General features: G+C 37.6%; 19 protein-coding genes, 2 tRNA genes and 1 riboswitch. Of the genes, 6 read left to right on the top strand and 15 right to left on the bottom strand.

Annotation, left to right across the window (positions count from 1 at the left end; genetic code table 11):
* The first annotated feature begins 112 nt into the window (after positions 1-112).
* On the top strand, positions 113-919 hold the full coding sequence (locus EDC17_RS09570) for an alpha/beta hydrolase (RefSeq protein WP_165894396.1): 807 nt from the start codon (positions 113-115) through the stop codon (positions 917-919).
* 123 nt (positions 920-1,042) lie between these two features.
* On the opposite strand, the gene EDC17_RS09565 is transcribed toward EDC17_RS09570, so the two are convergent.
* Complete coding sequence (locus tag EDC17_RS09565; RefSeq protein ID WP_132777858.1) at positions 1,043-2,224, bottom strand: class I SAM-dependent methyltransferase; 1,182 nt, start codon at positions 2,222-2,224, stop codon at positions 1,043-1,045.
* 95 nt (positions 2,225-2,319) lie between these two features.
* Here EDC17_RS09565 and EDC17_RS09560 point away from each other — a divergent pair, with 95 nt between their 5' ends.
* Together EDC17_RS09560 and EDC17_RS09555 are read left to right on the top strand one after the other, a co-directional pair.
* Entirely contained in the window at positions 2,320-3,108 is a 789-nt protein-coding gene (locus EDC17_RS09560) for a Cof-type HAD-IIB family hydrolase (RefSeq protein ID WP_132777857.1), read from the top strand.
* A gap of 181 nt (positions 3,109-3,289) precedes the next feature.
* On the top strand, positions 3,290-3,664 hold the full coding sequence (locus tag EDC17_RS09555; RefSeq protein ID WP_132777856.1) for a hypothetical protein: 375 nt from the start codon (positions 3,290-3,292) through the stop codon (positions 3,662-3,664).
* Between the two features lie 135 nt (positions 3,665-3,799).
* Here the strand turns inward: EDC17_RS09555 and EDC17_RS09550 are convergent, their stop codons facing one another.
* From EDC17_RS09550 to pdxH, 5 genes are all read right to left on the bottom strand, one after another.
* Positions 3,800-5,125 (bottom strand): PDZ domain-containing protein, encoded by a 1,326-nt coding sequence (locus EDC17_RS09550; RefSeq protein ID WP_132777855.1) that lies wholly within the window; start codon positions 5,123-5,125, stop codon positions 3,800-3,802.
* Positions 5,126-5,375: 250 nt separating this feature from the next.
* Positions 5,376-5,573: a hypothetical protein gene (locus tag EDC17_RS09545; RefSeq protein ID WP_132777854.1), complete on the bottom strand. Its 198-nt coding sequence runs from the start codon at positions 5,571-5,573 to the stop codon at positions 5,376-5,378.
* Between the two features lie 227 nt (positions 5,574-5,800).
* On the bottom strand, positions 5,801-6,994 hold the full coding sequence (locus EDC17_RS09540; RefSeq protein WP_132777853.1) for an NADH-quinone oxidoreductase subunit D: 1,194 nt from the start codon (positions 6,992-6,994) through the stop codon (positions 5,801-5,803).
* A gap of 1 nt (position 6,995) precedes the next feature.
* Entirely contained in the window at positions 6,996-7,493 is a 498-nt protein-coding gene (locus EDC17_RS09535) for an NADH-quinone oxidoreductase subunit C (protein ID WP_132777852.1), read from the bottom strand.
* Positions 7,490-8,143: a pyridoxamine 5'-phosphate oxidase gene (pdxH, locus tag EDC17_RS09530; RefSeq protein WP_132777851.1), complete on the bottom strand. Its 654-nt coding sequence runs from the start codon at positions 8,141-8,143 to the stop codon at positions 7,490-7,492. The genes EDC17_RS09535 and pdxH overlap by 4 nt, the downstream gene beginning before the upstream one ends.
* Before the next feature lie 134 nt (positions 8,144-8,277).
* On the opposite strand from pdxH, the gene EDC17_RS09525 reads away from it, so the two are divergent.
* Positions 8,278-8,838 (top strand): YqgE/AlgH family protein, encoded by a 561-nt coding sequence (locus tag EDC17_RS09525; protein WP_132777850.1) that lies wholly within the window; start codon positions 8,278-8,280, stop codon positions 8,836-8,838.
* 253 nt (positions 8,839-9,091) lie between these two features.
* Here EDC17_RS09525 and EDC17_RS09520 read toward each other — a convergent pair whose 3' ends face one another.
* From EDC17_RS09520 to EDC17_RS09500, 5 genes are all read right to left on the bottom strand, one after another.
* Complete coding sequence (locus EDC17_RS09520; protein ID WP_207895736.1) at positions 9,092-9,658, bottom strand: hypothetical protein; 567 nt, start codon at positions 9,656-9,658, stop codon at positions 9,092-9,094.
* A gap of 835 nt (positions 9,659-10,493) precedes the next feature.
* Positions 10,494-10,567, bottom strand: a tRNA-His gene (locus tag EDC17_RS09515).
* A 306-nt stretch (positions 10,568-10,873) separates the two neighbouring features.
* A tRNA-His gene (locus tag EDC17_RS09510) sits at positions 10,874-10,947 on the bottom strand.
* Positions 10,948-11,062: 115 nt separating this feature from the next.
* Complete coding sequence (htpG, locus tag EDC17_RS09505; protein WP_132777848.1) at positions 11,063-12,952, bottom strand: molecular chaperone HtpG; 1,890 nt, start codon at positions 12,950-12,952, stop codon at positions 11,063-11,065.
* 213 nt (positions 12,953-13,165) lie between these two features.
* Positions 13,166-13,837 carry a hypothetical protein gene (locus EDC17_RS09500; RefSeq protein WP_132777847.1) on the bottom strand — a complete coding sequence of 224 codons (672 nt, stop codon included), beginning with the start codon at positions 13,835-13,837 and terminating at the stop codon, positions 13,166-13,168.
* A gap of 73 nt (positions 13,838-13,910) precedes the next feature.
* A riboswitch (SAM-I-IV-variant riboswitch) is annotated at positions 13,911-14,005 on the top strand.
* 66 nt (positions 14,006-14,071) lie between these two features.
* Here EDC17_RS09500 and EDC17_RS09495 point away from each other — a divergent pair.
* Entirely contained in the window at positions 14,072-14,338 is a 267-nt protein-coding gene (locus EDC17_RS09495) for a 5-oxoprolinase (RefSeq protein ID WP_132777846.1), read from the top strand.
* A gap of 94 nt (positions 14,339-14,432) precedes the next feature.
* On the opposite strand, the gene EDC17_RS09490 is transcribed toward EDC17_RS09495, so the two are convergent.
* Positions 14,433-15,551, bottom strand: a complete 1,119-nt coding sequence (locus tag EDC17_RS09490; protein WP_132777845.1) for a DUF2891 domain-containing protein — start codon at positions 15,549-15,551, stop codon at positions 14,433-14,435.
* Positions 15,552-15,616: 65 nt separating this feature from the next.
* Between EDC17_RS09490 and EDC17_RS09485 the strand changes: the two genes are divergently transcribed.
* Positions 15,617-16,282 (top strand): DUF937 domain-containing protein, encoded by a 666-nt coding sequence (locus EDC17_RS09485; RefSeq protein WP_132777844.1) that lies wholly within the window; start codon positions 15,617-15,619, stop codon positions 16,280-16,282.
* Between the two features lie 66 nt (positions 16,283-16,348).
* On the opposite strand, the gene EDC17_RS09480 is transcribed toward EDC17_RS09485, so the two are convergent.
* From EDC17_RS09480 to EDC17_RS09470, 3 genes are read right to left on the bottom strand one after another with little or no spacing between them, the layout of a single operon-like run.
* Positions 16,349-17,614, bottom strand: a complete 1,266-nt coding sequence (locus EDC17_RS09480; RefSeq protein WP_132777843.1) for a sugar porter family MFS transporter — start codon at positions 17,612-17,614, stop codon at positions 16,349-16,351.
* A 9-nt stretch (positions 17,615-17,623) separates the two neighbouring features.
* Positions 17,624-18,484 (bottom strand): ROK family protein, encoded by an 861-nt coding sequence (locus EDC17_RS09475; RefSeq protein ID WP_132777842.1) that lies wholly within the window; start codon positions 18,482-18,484, stop codon positions 17,624-17,626.
* 6 nt (positions 18,485-18,490) lie between these two features.
* Positions 18,491-19,666, bottom strand: a complete 1,176-nt coding sequence (locus EDC17_RS09470) for a glycoside hydrolase family 130 protein (RefSeq protein ID WP_243646108.1) — start codon at positions 19,664-19,666, stop codon at positions 18,491-18,493.
* Between the last annotated feature and the right edge of the window lie 2 nt (positions 19,667-19,668).

Below are 19,668 nucleotides of genomic sequence, written 5' to 3'. Positions count from 1 at the left end.
AACCTTAAATTAATATCGGTATCATAATTGAAAGCTATATGATGGACCTTGAAATTTCAAAGTTATGAGAAAGATCAAATTTTCACTGCTTTATCCGTTAATATTGCTTTTTATGATAAATTGCAAAGAGGATAATCCAATAGTACATCCCACCGACCAAGATGTCATCTTAGAAAATGTAAGTTATGGTACGCATGAGCGAAATAAAATGGATATTCAATTGCCATCAGGAAGAAATTCCTCCAAAACAAAGATATTGGTATTGATACATGGCGGTGGATGGATAGGTGGAGATAAGTCCGATTTTGATGTGTTGCTCAACACAGCGAATCTGGAAAATCTCAAAAAAGAATTTCCCGATATAGCCGTCTTCACATTAAATTATAGACTGGCGACTACTAATGCAAACCAATATCCTGCGGCCGAACAAGACATAAAAAAAGCTATGGAATTTATTTTCGGTAATGCAGATTCGTATCAAGTAAATGCTAATGCTATTTACTTGGCGGAAAGTGCGGGCGCACATCTTGCAGCTTTATACACGACCAAAAATCCCTCACCCCGATTGAAAGGAACAATTGGTATTTCTGGAGCGTATGCGCTAAATTCCTTATATGCGGATGGAAATAACGAAGCTAAGGAAGTATTGCAAACATTCTTGGGCGGAACACCACAAAACCAAGAACAAAAATATTATGATGCTTCACCCGTTAATTTCATCCAAGCCACGACTATAAAATATTTGCTGCTCCATGGTCGAGATGATAGGTTGACCCCCATTTCACAGGCTGAAAAATTCGAAACGGCGCTAAAAAGCAAAAACGTAGATGTGCAAAAATTTTATTATTCAGGAGGTCATGGTATCCCACCAGAACATCTATTGGAGGGACTTCAAAGAATACAAAATTTTTTGAAGTAATAGTTTGAGATCTTTGAAGCTAAAGGCTCAAGCTTGACTACATAATAGCCTAATTAAGCTAAATAGTAATAGATAATCTGATATAGTAAAAAAGCCATTGTAGTCTGTACAATAGCTTTTCTATTATAATCCACAGAGTTTTTCCAAATAATGGTAACCAATACCAAAATAATCTTTGGTAGACTTGATATTTTCCAGGATTTGAAGTTGTTTCTCCTTGTCAATTCCTTTCTTCACCGCGACGATCATCACATTTTTTGGGGTATGTGCATCCGATATAAATTGCATTACTTTTGTTTGGTAACCAAAATACTCCAAAATCAATGTACGCAGCCCATCGGTCAACATTTCGGCATGACGCTCCAAAAAGATGCCGTGCTTCGTCATGAAAGACAAATCGTTTTTGGCTTTTACCTTTTCCAACTCCCGGCGGACTTGCTTATGACAGCAAGGCGCCACAACTATTAGGTTGGCATTATGCTGAATTCCCTTATATATTGCATCATCGGTAGCAGTGTCACAGGCATGTAGCGCGATAAGAATATCCAAATCAGCATCCGGTTTGTAATCTTCAATAGTTCCTTGCGAAAAATGCAACTTTTCAAACTGGCTTCTCTCCGCTATACCATTACATAATTCCACCAAATCTTGGCGATACTCTACCCCTTCCACCCGAGTCTTGCGTTGCAACACATTATTCAGGTAATCAAATAAAGCAAATGTCAGATACCCTTTTCCTGCTCCCATATCCACTACTTGGAGCAAATCTTTTGGAGGCAGTGCATCCAATTCTGTACTCAGTAATTCGATATAATGATTGATCTGCTTCCATTTGTCCTGTGCATTTTTATACACATTGCCCGAATCATCTGTCAGTCGCAATTCTTTTAAATAAGTTTTATTCGATTGCCCTACTTTACGTGTTTTTTGTTTATCATGCGATAGGTTCACAGACTTTACGACCAAAGGTTTTTCAGATTTCACACGCCATTGCTGCTTGGCATTCCATTCACAAATCAGATTCTCCTCAGGGGTAAACAAGGTACAAATCCGAAAACCATTGGGATCCAATAGACTTTCAATCTCACGAATTCCCACTTCCACATCAAAATTTTTGGTGATATCACGTGTCTTGTATCGGTAGGTAAATGAAAGCTTAATCGCGCGCTTGATGAGCACAGTTTTCACATAAATATTCTTAAGCTGGTCAATCTCACCTTTATAGTTTCCAAGAGACAACTTGATAAAACGATCCTTTTGTATACTTTCGGACATTTGATTGAAGAATGCGGCTAATACGCTCATATTATTATTTGATAATTGCAACAAAGATACGAAAAGTGCTAGCGAAGTTGAATTTTGACGAATATGTTTTTACTTTTGAGCCACATTACATACATATGCAAAACCCAACTATTCAAGCCGTTTTTTTTGATATCGATGGTACATTACTGAGTTTCAAAACACATGAAGTGGCGGCTTCTACCGAAGAAGCAATTGAGCAATTACAAGCCAAAGGAATTAAAACCATTCTATCTACGGGACGATCCATCAATAGCATTGATCATGTACGTTATCTCAATTTTGATGGATTCATTACATTCAATGGCGGTTATTGTGTGACCAAAGAAGGTGAAATTCTGTTCAAGCAAAATATAGATCCCAATGACATAAAATCAGTATTGCAATATGCCAAAGAGCATCCATTGAGTTTTTCGTTCATGTCCGAAAAAGAGGTCAGCATCCATGATGTGACACCCGAAATTGCAGGTATGTACGCACATCTCAATTTGCCTGTTCCTCCTACGGTGGATATAGAAAATGTCGATGTAGAGTCTATCCTGCAAACAAATATTTTCCTCGGACCGGAAGAGGAAAAAGAATTTATGGCACAGGTAATGCCCAATTCTTTAGCATCGAGATGGTCTCCATTATTTGCAGATGTGAATCCTAAAGGACAAAGTAAGCAGATTGGAATCGATATTTTTTGTCAATATTTTGGGATTGATGTTGCCAACACGATGGCTTTTGGGGACGGAGGAAATGATATTACTATGCTCAAGCACGTGGGTATTGGCGTAGCAATGGGTAATGCCAATCCTGAAGTAAAAGAGATAGCGGACTACATCACCGATGATGTAGATTATGATGGAATCTGGAACGCACTGAAGCATTATAAAGTGATATAAATCACTTTATACATGTCTTACGCAACGATTCCAGGCAATTATTATACAGAATGTAGTAGTAAATGTACATTTTTTCGGTTTATTCAGAAAACAAATAAACTATTAAATAATTTGTTTAATTTAACCAAAGTTTAAATATTAATTCTCTTTTTGGTTAACAAAAATAAAACAGATTACTTGTATGGAAGCTCGCTCAACAGATAGAAAGGTATTTACAATAACCCATCAGGATAATAGTATTGGACAAATCTGCTATAAAAATTATTTTTATGTCCGGGCAGAAATAATTATAAGCGAATCCAACAAATACGAAATAAAACCAAAGGGAGCATTTGGTACAAGTCTTTCTGTCATTGACATGGCAAACAAAAATGAAGTCGCACTTTTAGCGATGACTTGGAGTGGTGAAATCCACATTTCATTTAAGAATCAGAAGGAGTATGTCATTAAGTTAAACAATTTCTTCTCCAATCAGTTTTTTTTGGAAAACCCGCAGGGAGATAAATTAATACTGATAAAATCCAAATTCAATTGGGAAAAATTCCATTATCATTAGGATATCGAATTCAATATGGAGGGATTTGACAATGCCGAAAAAAAACTATTATTTCTTTTAGGGATATATGCGGTTAATTATTACATCATAACCTTGTCAGGCTCTAATGCTGGATTGACATAAAACACGCATCTGTTAGATAATAGGAAGCGCCAAAGGATCTACTAAGCGAAATTCAACCGACATTTCTTCATCATTGCGTGCTAATTTGATTTTTACCAACTTATCCTGCCCAGCTTGTAGTTTATTTTTAATATCCTGCAATTTCATTTTTCCTACGCCCCGCCCATTTATGCGCAGAAGCCTGTCTCCTATCATCACACCCGCTCTTTCTGCCGGAGAATTTGGTCTTACCTGGTCTATAATATAGGTTGCATGCAGTTCGATTTGATAGTTCACCTCCGTGCTAAAATTGATTGTGGTACGACCATCCTTATTATCTGAAAAGTTCGTCAAACGATGTTTCACAAATTCAAATCCTTCGTGTACCACTTCGATTCCACTCATATCTAAAGTATAGGGTTTATCGAAATATTTGTTTGGTCTCATATAGACCACATTGTCGACATAGTCAAACACCAGATAAAACCGGCTTAGTATCTGATTACCAATAGACCCCATGCGATTGGCAACCAACTTCTTCGGATCGTAGCTATTGCTATCTGGATAGGAAACTATTGGTAATTTAATATCAAAATCTGCAATCTGAAGGTTCTTAATTCTATTTTTATATCCATGCACTGCACCATTGAACCCAAAGCCGAGGTATTCTCTTATTGAAGGAGGGCTTATTTTATATTCAGGAAATTCGCGATGAAATATCATCATTGGATCTGAATTGCCCAAATCCAATAGCATTTTGCAATCCGCATAACGTTGTTTCATGGCGTTTATGTTCACCCTTGCATACGCGCGCTCATTTTCAATGCTTATGGGCAATTTTTGGTACTTTGATAATTTAACATTCAAGTCTTCCGTACGCTTGGCGAATGTAATTTTCTTTTTGACGTAGTCAATTGACACTACATTATTCCGGAAGAATGTACTTCCCAGAATACCGTGAATATGAATACCGATATTTTTAGAAATATTGAATGCGGAATCGGTGATGACGTATAAATGGTGGCTCGTGTCCACTAATCCACCGACCTGCAACTTATTGTACAAAGACATAAGTCCTTTTATAGGCTCACCTATCCCAAAACCTTGAAACGAAAAAGAAGATGTATTTTTTAATTTGACAGAATCTAAGACCTCACCAAACAATAAAGTTTCCTTAACACCATTATCAATTATAAAGGATAGTGGCTCATCATTAAGCAATACTGGTACAATAATAAGGTTATTAACGAAATCAAAAGGTATAATGACGTGATCTTTATCTGGAGGTAGTTGCCAATTCTGACCTTTAACAGGCAGCAGGGACATCAAAGAGATGAGTATGGTGAGTAGCCATTTCATACATAGCGAATTACTAAAATATACTTTTAATATAAACAATTAAATTAGAATAGTTTAATAATATCTCTCGGATAAGACATATTATTCAATCATTTATATTCTATAATTTAGCCGCTCCTACACAGCCCCCGACAGCTGCCTAAATCAGCATTCACAAAAACATTAGCCCATAAACATATCCACAAATGTAGTGAATATCCCTATTCCCAACAGCCACATCAACAAGTTATATAGCCAGTCAGGCAACAGATTAAATTGAGGGTGTTTGCAATCGTTGTAACTCATCGTCAGACCATTTAAGTAAATCTTTCAAAACATATATAGGGCTACCCTTTTCGTCGAGTTTTTCTATATAATCCACTATTTCGCCATCCACTTTGATGGCTATTCCTTCTTTTAAGACATGAAAATCACTGTCTATCAATTCTTGTATTTCTTCTCGTGTCATAAAGCCATTGTGTTTTGAAAATAACAACGAATAGAATAATATGGTTGAGGTAAGCAATTAAATTTATGAGAAACTTGAAACGAATTATCTATAAAAAGAATGAGCCTACAACAGGGCTGTTGTAGACTCATCTATTAACCAATTATAAACTTAAATTATGAGAACACAAAAATACAAAATCTAGTTTACTATGCAAATTATTTTTGCGTTTTCTTGCGTTTTTGTTTTTATCTATCTACTTCTCCCAATACGATATCTATGGAACCTAGTATAGCAATTAGATCTGCGATTAATACGCCTTTCCCTAATTCGGGTAAAACCGATAAATTATTAAAACTAGGACCACGCGCTTTTAAACGTCTAGGTATATCGGTTTTTTCTTTTGTTTCAAAATAAAAACCTAGTTCACCCTTTGGATTTTCTGCTCGTACATAATAGGATTGATTGCCAGTATTAATCTTCTTGGGTACTAAAGCCCTCGGATCGAAATCCGGCAAACGTGCATAATCCGACATTAACCGATTTACACATTGTTCTATTATTTTTAAGGATTCACGCACTTCATCAACGCGTACTTTGTAGCGGTCCCAACAGTCTCCTACACTACCCATCAATCCTTGGCCTACAGGAATATCAAACTCCAACTCCGGATATACGGAATACCCATCGATCCTTCTCAGATCCCATTTTATTCCACTTGCACGCAGCATAGGTCCTGAACAGCCGTAATTAATGGCTACATCCGCCGGCAGAACGCCGATATTAGCCGTACGCTCAATAAATATTTGATTGTTGGTTAATAGCCCATCCAACTCATCCAATTTTGGTTTGAAATATTTAACAAAATCCTTGCATCGTTCTTCAAATCCAACAGGAAGATCGTAGAACAATCCACCCACCCAAATATAGTTGTATAGCATACGAGATCCTGATGCCCACTCCAGCATATTCATGATATGCTCTCTATCTCTAAAACACCAAAGGAAAGGTGTGAATGCTCCAATATCTATTCCATAGGTACCAATAGCAATCAAGTGCGACGCAATACGGTTCAATTCGCACACCAATACACGAATATATTCTATTCTCTTGGGTATTTTGTCTTCCATGCCCAACATGCGCTCCACACCCATCACAAAACTGTGGCTATTATTCATAGACGCCAAATAATCCAAACGATCAGTAAATGGAATGGTCTTGCCGTAATTCATGGACTCCGCGTGCTTATCAAAACAGCGATGCAAATAGCCAAGATGAGGAATGACATCCTTGACAATTTCGCCATCTGTAATCAGCTCCAATCGGAGCACACCATGTGTCGAAGGGTGCTGTGGGCCCATATTAATCACCATTTCGGTGGATCCCACACTGGCTATTTTATCCAAATACCGCTGGTATGCGGTGTTATATTTTTCCAGCATATTACTCTCCTTTTATCTTAATACCGTGATAGGATTCTGCATCTTTATAATCTTTTCTCAGCGGAAACCCCGCCCAATCGTCGGGTAATAAGATTCTTCGCAAATCCGGATGATCCGTAAAATAAATCCCCATTAAGTCGAATGCCTCGCGCTCATGCCAATCTGCTGTACGCCATATGCTGCTTACGGATGGCACCTCGGGAAGGTTGTTCTCATCTCTATTTTCCATGGGCAATTCTACGCGAATAGTCAGCTGCGTTTGATAGGGCAATGATGCCAAATTATACACCAGCGCAAATCGGTTTTCGGGATGGTAATCTACCGCCGTAATATTCGCTAGAAAATCAAAATAGAATTCCTTATGGTCGCGTAATAGCTTACAGACATCCACCAAATGTTCTTTAGGAACGACAACAGTATCCTGCTTTGTTCCTTCAAGTAAGGCCACACTTTGAACCCCGAATTCAGCTTGTAGATGCTTTAGTATTTTATCGATCATGGTGCCAATCTATTTTTAATCCATTCACTGTTTGATAATGTATATATAATTCGGTCATGCAAGCGCGAACTACGACCTTGCCAGAATTCAAAACGAACCGGCTGCACCATATATCCTCCCCAAAAAGAGGGACGTGGAATCGCATCCAAGTCGGTGAATTCCCGCTCATGCTCTGCTACAAGTTTTTCTAAAAACGATCTATCCGCGATAATTTCACTCTGCGGAGAAGACCAGGCTCCGATTTGACTTCCGCGCGGCCGTGAAGCAAAATATTCATCCGAATCCTCGGGGGACAAATAAGTCACTCGACCTTCAATACGCACTTGTCTTTGCAATTCGCCCCAAAAAAACAACAAACTTACTTTGTCATATTCTGCGATATCTTTTCCCTTCTGGCTGGTATAGTTGGTAAAGAAACTCAAACCGTCAGCTTTCAAATCCTTCAGTAATACCACTCGTGAAGAAGGATAACCCTCTTTATTAATCGTGGAAAGTACCATCGCATTAGGTTCTAAAACCTGCGAAGTAATCGCCTGCTTAAACCATAATTCGAACTGTTCGAAAGGATTGGCCAAGGTGTCATTTTCTGACAATGAACCTTTGGAATAATCCTCTCGTATTGCCGCTATATCTTTATGCTCTATTGCCATTTATTCGATGTTAACTCCACACAAACTTACTAAAAGCCCTATGAAAAATCGACTTAAATGGTCGTTTTTAGAGCAGGTTTTTTCCTTTTTCTATCATTTTTTAGTAGATTTAATATAATCTTACATTTACACGTATGTTTAACGCAGAGAATCCGCAGCAAGGCAGTCTACTATTATCAGAACCTTTTATGTTAGATCCCAACTTTGAGCGATCGGTGGTTTTATTATGTGAACACAATTCGGAAGGAACGGTAGGAATGATTCTTAATCAACGTTCGCAATTACTCATCACTGATATCATCGACATCGAAATGGTTGATTTTCCATTGTACATAGGTGGCCCCGTTCAGAATAATGCTATTTTCTTTTTGCATCGCGCTATTGACAAACTGGGAGAAGGATCTCCTATCACTAAAGATATTTATTGGGGTGGTGATTTTGAAAAGGCAATTATGCTGATCAATGAAGGCATCTTATCCACTGATGAAATCAAATTCTTTTTAGGCTATTCAGGCTGGGCAGATGGACAATTGGTCGATGAGATCAATCAAAATTCATGGGCAGTACACAATACCTATAATTCAGAATTGACTTTTATTGTGGATGGCGAAGATTTGTGGAAGCAAGCTTTGATCAGTCTGGGGCCCAAATATGCCCACGTCGCCAACTTCCCGAGAAGTCCTAATTTGAACTAAATATAAAAGGGGAAACATTAAGGAGGGCACTGAAAAACTATCCAATAAAAAAGGGCTTATGAATTTTTATACTCATAAGCCCTTATCCTTTGTTTATTTGAATGCATTTAGCAACAACTCTTCAAATAAGAGATTCTCAATGGGTTAAATATGTGCTTTTTCCCTTTTTTTGATACTCAAATTTTTGAAAAGGACTTTTTCAGTGCCCTCACATTAAGCTTCCCCTTTTTTTATAGCTCTATCCCCAGATTGATTAATTGCTGAAGCAAATATTTATCCCCTTCACTATACACGGGATTTGGGTCATACCTTCGGCATTGGGATTCCAATTCGTATTACGGACACAACGTATATTCTTAAAGTTACTTTTTAGCACTTTGATAGCACCTAATGCACTAATATTAGTAATATCGGAGGTTACTACGGCTTTTCTTCGCTCCCCAATTATGGCTGCCTCTTTGATTAGCCCTAAATAACTTTGGGATCCTACACTAACAATGTTTGATCCTAATAAATCTAAGTTGATTAATTCGTCGCCCGTCCATAGATGCACGGAATTAAAGAGATTAAGACCAGTCACTGAAGAAAGATCTCCCGGAGTCAACTTAAATAAATCAATGGATAATAAAGGGTCAATAGGTGTCTTAGTTATGCCCACCAAACTCACTGCTGGTAAATACTTGTTCATAGGTAGAGCCAGGTTGCTCCACGAGCTGCCACTCGAAGTTTTATACGACAAGTGTGCTTCAGGATAAGGTTTGTGCACAGCTTCGGTATTAGGCTGATTGTCATACCCTATAGTCAATATATCAAGCAACAAATTGTAGCACATTTGTAATTACACCATCCGAACCGGCCATATTGCTGAAGTCCGCGCGATTCGGAGTTTTCCATCTATCCTTGGATAAACAAATGAACAGGCATCGACCACCTTACTTTTCACACCCCCAACACCCGAATATTTCAATGGCTCAATTCCACCAAAAGAAAAGAAGGTTCTGTAATCAGTAGTTTGCTTATTATGCGGATAGAATCTGTACCTATGCGTTGCAGAATAATCATGCAAATACTAATTTGCAGGAGCCCACGTGGCTCCGCCATAGGCTATACCCTTTGTCAAGAGATTAGCTTTGAATACTCCTGAAGCTCCAATTGGAATGGAGACATTAGAAAGGAAAAAGAAATCGCGCCAGCGGAAGTAAGATCTGTAGTGCTGGTATTCAAATCTCCGGATAAACTATTGGTTACTTCAATCGCAAGCGAGGGAAATAAAACATTTATACTCTCATCTTGCTCTGTTAATTTAGATTTGTAGGCTAGTTAAAATTCGTAATCATCATTGCTGGTAGATCCTTTAATCCAATTCTCAATCTCGAGACTGTAAGATTCAATAAGTGGGCCGAAAGTTAATGTCGCTGAAGAATTACTAATTGACTCTTTACCCCACAAGTCTATAATTCAATAATAGGTGAGCAATAAGCCTTTCTTTTAGAAGAAGTATTTACTGGCATATAATAATTAGATTAATAATATTTTCCAAAAATAGATGTGAACTCAAATTCCTTTGGATGAAATTCGATATATATTAAATTAAGAAAAAAAATGTGTATAAAGTAAAAAAACTTCAAGAATTCTTGAAGTTTTTTTACCCTCTGGGTAAGTAATGGGACTCGAACCCACGACCCCTAGAACCACAATCTAGTGCTCTAACCAACTGAGCTATACCTACCGTGTTTGTGTTGCAAAGATAATAAATGTGTGAAAACTTCAAAAATAAAATCATGCATTTTCACACAAGAAACTTATTATCAAATCGAAAAAAAAATCAATATTATTAACTGTGGTACGCTTATTCATAATTTGACCTACCAAATTTCATGTCCTCTATATATATGGGGTGACTTAGAAGATGACACATAAGCTAATTTGAATAACGCGAAGGATTGTATAATTACAGTTGTTAAAATTAAAATATGATATGAGGGGATATCACAAAATAAAAAAGCCTCACATTACTGTGAAGCCTTTAGAAGCGGGTAAGTAATCGGGCTCGAACCGACGACCCTCGGTACCACAAACCGATGCTCTAACCAACTGAGCTATACCTACCGTGATTGTGATACAAAAGTAGCATAAAACCCTATTCCATGCAAATATTTCGAAACAAAAAATCCTCATTGTGAAATAACACAATGAGGATTAGGTAATTATTTTTATAATATTATTAAATCATCTCCACGCTACGCTTCACAAAAGAGGTCAAATCCGCTCCTGTCAACAATCCACGCGATAATAAAGCCAAATCAAAAGCTTGTTTTGCTAGTTTTTCACCTTCTTCTTCAGAACTTTCGATGATGCGTTTTACCAGCGGATGATTACCATTCACGGTTACTTTGTAATTGTCAGGTAAGTTGCCGTAAAAACCCATACCCCCACCAGTCTTAGCCATATCCTTCATACGACGCATAAATTCATCCAGAGTCACCGATACAGGCAATTCATCTGCAGCCAATGCTTCTACATTCACGTTCATATCTGTACGGCTGATTGCCTTAGTAAACAAGTCAGTAGCCTTTTTGCTTTCCTCTTCGGAGAGCGTCAATTCTATTTTCTCATCTTTTTGAATCAACTTATCCACCACATCCGAATCCACACGCTTCAATTGTACCTTCTCTCCTCCTTTTTGCTCTAGGTAAGAAGTGAAATGCGTATCCAACGGACCATCCAACACTAATACTTCATAACCTTTTGCCTTTGCATTCGAGATAAATCCGTCTTGCTGCGCTGCATCCGAAGTGTATAGATAGACAATATTACCATATTTGTCTGCTTGGATATCTTTTACCTTCTCGTAATATTCTTTGATGGTATAGTTTTCTCCTTCAGTATTCTTTAACAAGCAGAATTCATTTGCTTTCTCGGCAAATTTTTCTTCGCTCAGCATACCATATTTGATGAACAAACCGATATCGTTCCATTTCTCTTCAAAACCCTTGCGATCAGTTTTAAATATCTCTTGCAACTTGTCAGCAACTTTCTTCGTAATGTAGTTACTGATTTTCTTCACGTTGCCGTCGGCTTGCAAGAATGAACGCGAAACATTCAATGGAATGTCTGGAGAATCGATCACACCATGCAATAACATCAAATATTCAGGTACAATATCTTTCACCTCGTCCGTGATAAATACTTGACGGGAGTACAATTTGATCTTATTACGCTGGATTTCTAATTCATTTTTGATTTTTGGGAAATATAGAATACCTGTCAAATTGAATGGGTAGTCTACATTCAGGTGAATCCAGAATAAAGGTTCATCAAAAGTATTTGGGTACAATTCACGGTAGAAAGCCAAGTAATCTTCATCCGTCAATTCCGAAGGCGCTTTTGTCCATGCTGGATTGGTGTTGTTGATAATGTTATCAACTTCTACAGATTTGTATTTTGGTTTACCTTCTTCATCTTCACCATCTGGCTCAGAAGAAGACTTTGTACCGAAACGAACTTTTACTGGTAAGAATTTAGCATATTTATCTAATATTTCTTGTAATCTGAATTGGCTTAAAAACTCTTTAGAATCTTCATTGATGTGCAAGATGACATCTGTACCACGAGTCGTACGCGTTCCTGTCGAAATTTCGTAAGATGTACTTCCATCACACACCCAATGTGCCGCCTCTGCACCATCTTGATACGACAAAGAGTCTATTTCTACCTTGTCTGCTACCATGAATGCCGAGTAGAAACCTAATCCAAAGCGACCGATGATTTCATTCGCATCGTTAGCCTCCTTGAATTTCTCCATAAATTCGGTTGCACCGGAGAAGGCAATCTGGTTGATATATTTTTTGATTTCATCCGCAGTCATACCAATACCATTATCCGAAATGGTGATGGTCTTTGCTTCTTCGTCAAATCTCACATCAACGATCAACTCGCCTACCTCACCGTTAAATTGACCTAACGACGATAAGCGTTTGATTTTTTGCGATGCATCGACTGCATTGGAAACTAACTCACGTAAGAAAATCTCATTATCTGAGTAAAGGAATTTTTTGATAACCGGAAAGATATTCTCGGTATGAATCGAAATAGTACCTTTTTCTGTGCTCATATATTTATTTTTTTCAAGTTTAAATTTTACAAGAAAGAATTATCAAGGCACGTTCCAAAAGGTTAGATTAGGACATTTTGACAGAAAAGGTGTCAAAATTCATTTTTGAAAAATACTTTATTTCACTAATGGATGAAAAGGTTTTACAATTGGATAATTAGTAATCGTTACAATATTGGTGGTTTTTAGTTTTTTCTTTTTTATTTTGGCAGCTCACCATTTCTTTCCTTTTAATTTATCATTGATTTTTTCGGATAATAAAACAGCATATCGACTATCCGTTTCAGCATCGAATCTCAAAAGATTGCCTGACTCATCTATTTCATAAATTAATGTAGTTTGTGTTTCAAATTCAGGAATACTTCTCGTAAGTTTCTTAATCAATGATTTTAACATTACAGGAGGCTTTCCTTCTACAAACCAAATATCAGACGGTTTATCTACAACCTGAACCATTACACTAGTTCTATAATAGCCTGTTTTGGGCTTTGGTCTAATAGCTAATACAATATGAATTAAACTAGATTGCGAATCACCGTTTAAAACAGCTGATTTCCAGACATCACTTTCAAAATACTTATGTATAACTTTATTGATATTTTCTTTTAGTATTTCGTCACTAAGAAAATTTTCAAAATGAACGGCATTTAGTTGTCCTAATTGAGATAAGTTAATAGAAAATAAAACACTTCCTTCTTTTAGACGAGCAATTAAACTCAATGGAATATCGACTTCTTTCTCTAGATATTTCTTAAAATGATCAATCCCTTTATTTGGTTCAGGATTGATTTCGTATTCTTTATCATATTTAATTTCTTTTACCTCTTGAGCTAAACTGTTTAATGATAAAACTAACAGTAAATAACCAATTACATATTTAACCATGTATTACATAATTTTCTGTTAAATTATAATTTTAAAAAAATATTTTGCAAAACAAATAAAGTCTACTACATTTGTAGGGTATTCAGAATTGCTTAAGCAATACCAACCGAGTGGAGTCACCGCGGTGGTAAAATAATACGGGGTCAACACCAAAATAAACGTCTTAATCAACGCTTATTTCCCAAAAATTTCTGGATACAATTTATGGTTTAACCCTTTAAATTTTTAAATTGTATGTCAAACACAATCCATCTGTATCCACATTTACTGGAAAAATTCAGTAATTATTCCATTGAAGAACTCATACAGCTCAACAACGAAACTGTAAAAGGTCAAGGCTGGGGTTCTACCAAAGCAATGTTTCGCACAGCTATAATAACCGCCTTCTCGCGCAAAGGCATTGACTTATCCCGTATAATCACGAAAGAAGATGGTTTTACAACTGTACAAGCAGTGCCCGTTCGATTGGAGGACAATGCACTTATCCCATTAGCTTATTAAATTTTACTACAATAATTTTAAATCTTTTGCCAGAAGATGATAAAAAAAGGGAAACAGCAGTGTTTCCCTTAATAATTACTATGTCGAATGAAGACTAATGTGCATGCGCCAAAGCATACAAGGCAAAAGTGCCCAACCAATGTGAACCCATATAATCATCCTGCGCGGAGAGATTTGGCAATGAAAATGCTATGTGCTCGTTCGCTACTTTTTTCAAATGCGATAACGTTGAAATCTTTGCACTGATCCCATACAGACAAGCGGCACGGCTATAATTCAGGCCGTCCAAGTGAACCAACTTACCATCAGAACGATCTTTAACAATCGCTGGGGTGAGCTCAAAATCTTTTTGAAATAATCCAGGCATAAACTTCTTAAGCCATGCAGAATAAGCATTTTCATCCAGAATTTTGGACATCAAGTAAGCTTCTTCGAGACAGGGAGATAGAAAATCATATCCGCTCGGTTCGTAGGCTAAATCACAATTCACATCATTTTGGAATAGACGCTTGCCATGTTCGATGATGGCCTGTTCAAAGTCGACATCCCCTACTGCGCGCGCATAGTCTAAGGAGAGTGAAAGACCGAAGGCGGAATTATCATGTTGTCCTGTACGAATTGGATACACCAGCTTTGGCAAATACTCTTTATATCGCTGCACGAGTAGATCTGCTAATGGTTGTAAATTGGATTTCCAGCGTTTTGCGTTATCGTCATTCCATTTTGCCAAGCTTTCCTGCAATTTAAACAACCAAGCCCAGCCATAGGTCCGTTCAAAACTTTTATTATTTTCATCTTGAAAAAAAGCCATTTCAATGGCAACATTTTCAGGGGATATATGCTTGCTCAAAATTTCCCGCACTTTATTATCCGCATCCAATTTTGGATATTTTTGCATCAATTCGACAATCGACAAATAGCCGTGCACGGAAGAATGCCAATCAAAGCAACCATAAAATATGGGACGAAGGAATTTGGGCGATTTCAAATCTTGGTCCGAACCCAGCACCTGCCCCAATTTATTCGGATATTCCACTTCGAGACAATGTATGGGTAGACTAAAAATTTGCGCAGCTTGAGCTTCAGAAAGTGTGAGATGTGCTACCGAAGTAGTACTTTCCTCCTTTGATTTATCATTTGCCACTTTATCACTACAAGCAGAAAAAGAAATCGCAAAGATGAGTATAGTTGAAGAAACAAGTTTAAAATTCATTTGTTAGATTTATGTTGTTAAATAATAACATTAAAAGTAAAAACAATTCAATAAACTAAAAAGGAATGAATATAACTGATCTCATAAGTGGAGGTATTGGCTCCAAAGCTATCGCTGGTGTAGCGAAAGTACTTAATATTGACGAAAGTAAAGCAAAATGGGTAGTTGCAGCAGCAGTACCATTAATGATTGCTGCATTAAATTATAATTCTAAAAAAAGTGCTGAAAAAGAAGCAAGCATTAATAATGCCTTAGAAAAACACAATGGCGGTATTCTTGATCAAATAGGTGACTTTTTTGGTCAAGGCCCATCGGATGATGACAACAAGATTGTCAATCACATGTTTGGCCGAAACACAGATGTAGTTAAAGAGAGCTTGGCTGCAAAGACAGGACTTTCTTCCGATAAAATTGGTGGTGTTCTGGCTATTCTTGCACCGATCGTGATGGGATACTTAGGTAAGCAAAAACAACAAACATCATCGAGTGGTGGTATTGGAGATTTGCTCGGCAGCGTACTTGGTGGTGGCGCAGCCTCCAATTCATCAGAAGGAGGTGGAATCTTAGGTTCAATTTTAAGCAGTGTACTTGGTGGCGGAAATCAAAATGCTACGCAAGGTGGTAATATGGGAGGACTTGCAGATTTGGCAGGAGAATTCTTTAATCAGAATAATGACAGTGGCAAAAAAGGATCTATCTTGGATTCACTAGCAGGTATGTTTGCAAAATAATAAGTATATATTTTTTTAATTGTAAAGAGCGATGTTATCATCGCTCTTTTGTTTTTATAGATTTTGTTATATTTCTTCCAACGATTTGCCTTTCGTCTCCGGTAGAAATAGAATGAAGATAAAACTACATATCACCATGATGGCATACAGCATAAAAATATAGAATCCTCCTTGCACATTACCTTCCACTATGACCGGAAATATCCAAGATATCAAGGCTGCAAAAACCCAGTGTATGGTACTTCCTAAGGATGAACCTTGCGCACGCACTTCATTGGGAAAAATTTCTGCTAAAAACACCCATATTACGGCTCCTTGTGATAATGCAAAAGAAGCAATAAAGCCAATGATATAATACAATAAGAAACTAGAAGTCTCCCCTTTCAGTCCATAAGCTGTCAAAACTAAAAAGATAAACATTCCTATAGCCCCAGAGAGCAAAAGTTTCTTTCTACCGACTTTATCAATAATACTCATACCTATCAAAGTAAAGACGACATTGGTACCTCCAATAAAAATGGGCTGTAAATAACTTAATTCGGAGGCAAAACCTGCCATATCAAATATCCGTGGTGCATAATATAATATAGCATTGATACCAGTCATCTGATTAAAAAATGCCAACAGCACCGCCCATACTATGGGTTTATAATATTTATTTTGGAATAAGGCTGTAGTGGATTTTTGAGGTTCGATACTAAGCGTTTCTGGCAAGTCCAAATTTTGAAAAACAACATTGGCTTCTTCATTACGTCTTTGCAATAACAGCCAGCGTGGACTTTCAGGAATATTGCGCAACAATACATAAAATAAAATTGAAGGAACCGCCATTATACCCAACATATAACGCCATGCATTTTCACCTATATCCACAAAGAGAAAATTGGTGAGGTAGGCGATAAAAATTCCGCTTACGATCATTATCTGAAATAAGCCTGTGAGCTTACCTCGATCTTTGGAAGGTGATATTTCGGATATATATACGGGACCGACTACCGAGCTAATCCCTACGGATACCCCGCCCAAAAAGCGGAAAAACAAGAACATAGACCAAAATCCCGCCAAAGCACAGCCCACTGCCGATAATAAATAGAATATGGATACCGCAATCAGCACCCTTTTACGTCCGTATTTGTTCATAAACTTGCCCGCGCTGATGGCACCCATAATGGTTCCAATCAAAGAAATGGAAACGGTCAGTCCATGCCAAAAAGAATCAAGATTCCACAGCTTTTGAATGATTTGTTCGGCTCCTGAGATGACTGCTGTTTCAAATCCAAAAAGGAAACCTCCCAGCGAAGCGATTAAAGCATATTTCCAGACATTTTTCATATTAAGTTTTTAATTATTTATCGAATTAAATTTTACGTTAGCAATCATTCCATAACAAATATTCATCTCATCCATAGAAGCAATTTTGAGTGGTATAATCACAGCCGATTGGACCTGTTGAAGAAATAAATCGTGTGCATTGGCAATACTGCCACCCAAGATAATACAGCTTGGATTAAGTGGGATTATATAGGTTTGGATAAATTCAACCAGGGCGTCAGCTAAAAAATCAAATGCTTTATCCTTTTCTTCTTTCCACTGATCGGACAACACCAATTCTTTGACGTTTTGAAAAGTATGATGGTTATGGGTCTTTATATATTTAATAATACCTCGTGTAGAAATATAATCTTCTGCGATCCCTTGCCTGAATTTAGCAGAACCGTAATTTAAATCCTTGACTTTTCCGTTTTCAAAAATAGCGGACCCTAACCCAGTGCCAAGTGTCAACCCTACAACTTTTTGTTCGTACATGCCATAGTGATATACCTCTCCTAAAAGAAATGCTTGAGCATCATTAAAAAAGTAAATACAATCCGTGGGAACAGCATATTTTTCGGACAGATAAGATTTTACATCCATATACAAAATCGATTGATATTTATGCATTCCATCCATCAATGATATACCATTCTCATAATCAAAAGGTCCCGGAATGGACACATAAATTTCTGTAATAGGGTCAACCAATTCAGATAAAACCTTATCTATACCTTTTTCCCAATGTCTAAGAATTACATCTTTGTCAGCCATACTATCCACTCCCTCTCGCACATGAGAAAACATTGAAAAGGTACCATCTTTTGCCTTCACCACCGCAGCTGTAATATGCGTCCCCCCGATATCCAAGCAAAGTGCTAAACTATTCATATCGTATTACTTAGAAGAAGGAAGTGGATCAAAATCAGTTGGGCTATTCGGGTCGTAAACAGCTACAGCTACTTTAGAATCCGCACAACCGTAGTATAGAAACCATTTGGATTTATAATAAGATAAACCTTGAATAAAAACTGTTCCATCGACGTATTGTCCACTTTTCTCAAAATCTTCCATTGGTCTCATAAATGGTGTGTCCAATCGTTGCAATACTTTGGTCGGATCATTTTTATCAAATAAGACCTGACCTGCACTGTATGTTCCTAGATTGAACCGAGTATCAGCCAATTCTTGTTTGTTTTCGTTTTTACCATTGTAGAGTAATAAGATACCTTTGTCCGTAAGAACAGCAGGAGGCCCACATTCCGTCAATGCACTATCAAAATAACCAGGCCTTACATCAATAAATTTTTGCAATTCACCATTTTGGTCCAATACAGGTTCCCAATCCACTAAATTATCTGAGGTAGCGCCTTTCACGCCATGCTCACCCCAATACATCCAATACTTGCCGTTTATTTTGGCAATGACTAATTTATCATCCTTAACAGTAGTCACAATGGATGCTGATTTATGCGATGTTTCCATCAATGCGGGGTAATTTGATTTGGCAAAGATGGGACCGTGCTTCGTCCATTTACGCAAATCCTTGGATGTAGCGACGCCAAGTCTAGGCACCTTTCTATTCCATTGGGTATAGAATACCACAAACGTACCGTCTTCGGTCACAGCGACGCGTGGATCTTCCACCCCTCCCGGCCATTCAAATTCCTTTTGGCTATCATCCCCCGGAAAGAGCACAGGCTCTGGGCTGCGCGTAAAGTTAATGCCATCCACACTACTGGCTAGGCCTAATCGGGAAGTACGCAGACCAATGCCGGTTGCGGTATTATCTTCGGCACGATATAATACAAACAACGTATCACCTTTCACAACCGATCCAGGATTGAACGTATCACTCTCCTCCCATTTCAGCATATTGCCTGACATGGGATCTTTAAAGAGGGTTGTCGTATCCGGCACGATGATGGGATTAACCGCAGCAGGCCTTTCGAATCCTCCTAACGTCCAGTCCGGCACAATCTGCACCAGTTTATCTTCCTTCTGTTCGTTTGCTCCTCTACATGAGACTATCAGTAACGAAGCTGCAAAAAATAATTTTCTATATGACATCATAA

It is taken from the genome of Sphingobacterium alimentarium (assembly GCF_004342685.1).
Lineage (GTDB): Bacteria > Bacteroidota > Bacteroidia > Sphingobacteriales > Sphingobacteriaceae > Sphingobacterium > Sphingobacterium alimentarium.
This window is presented reverse-complemented; position numbering and strand designations above follow the sequence as displayed.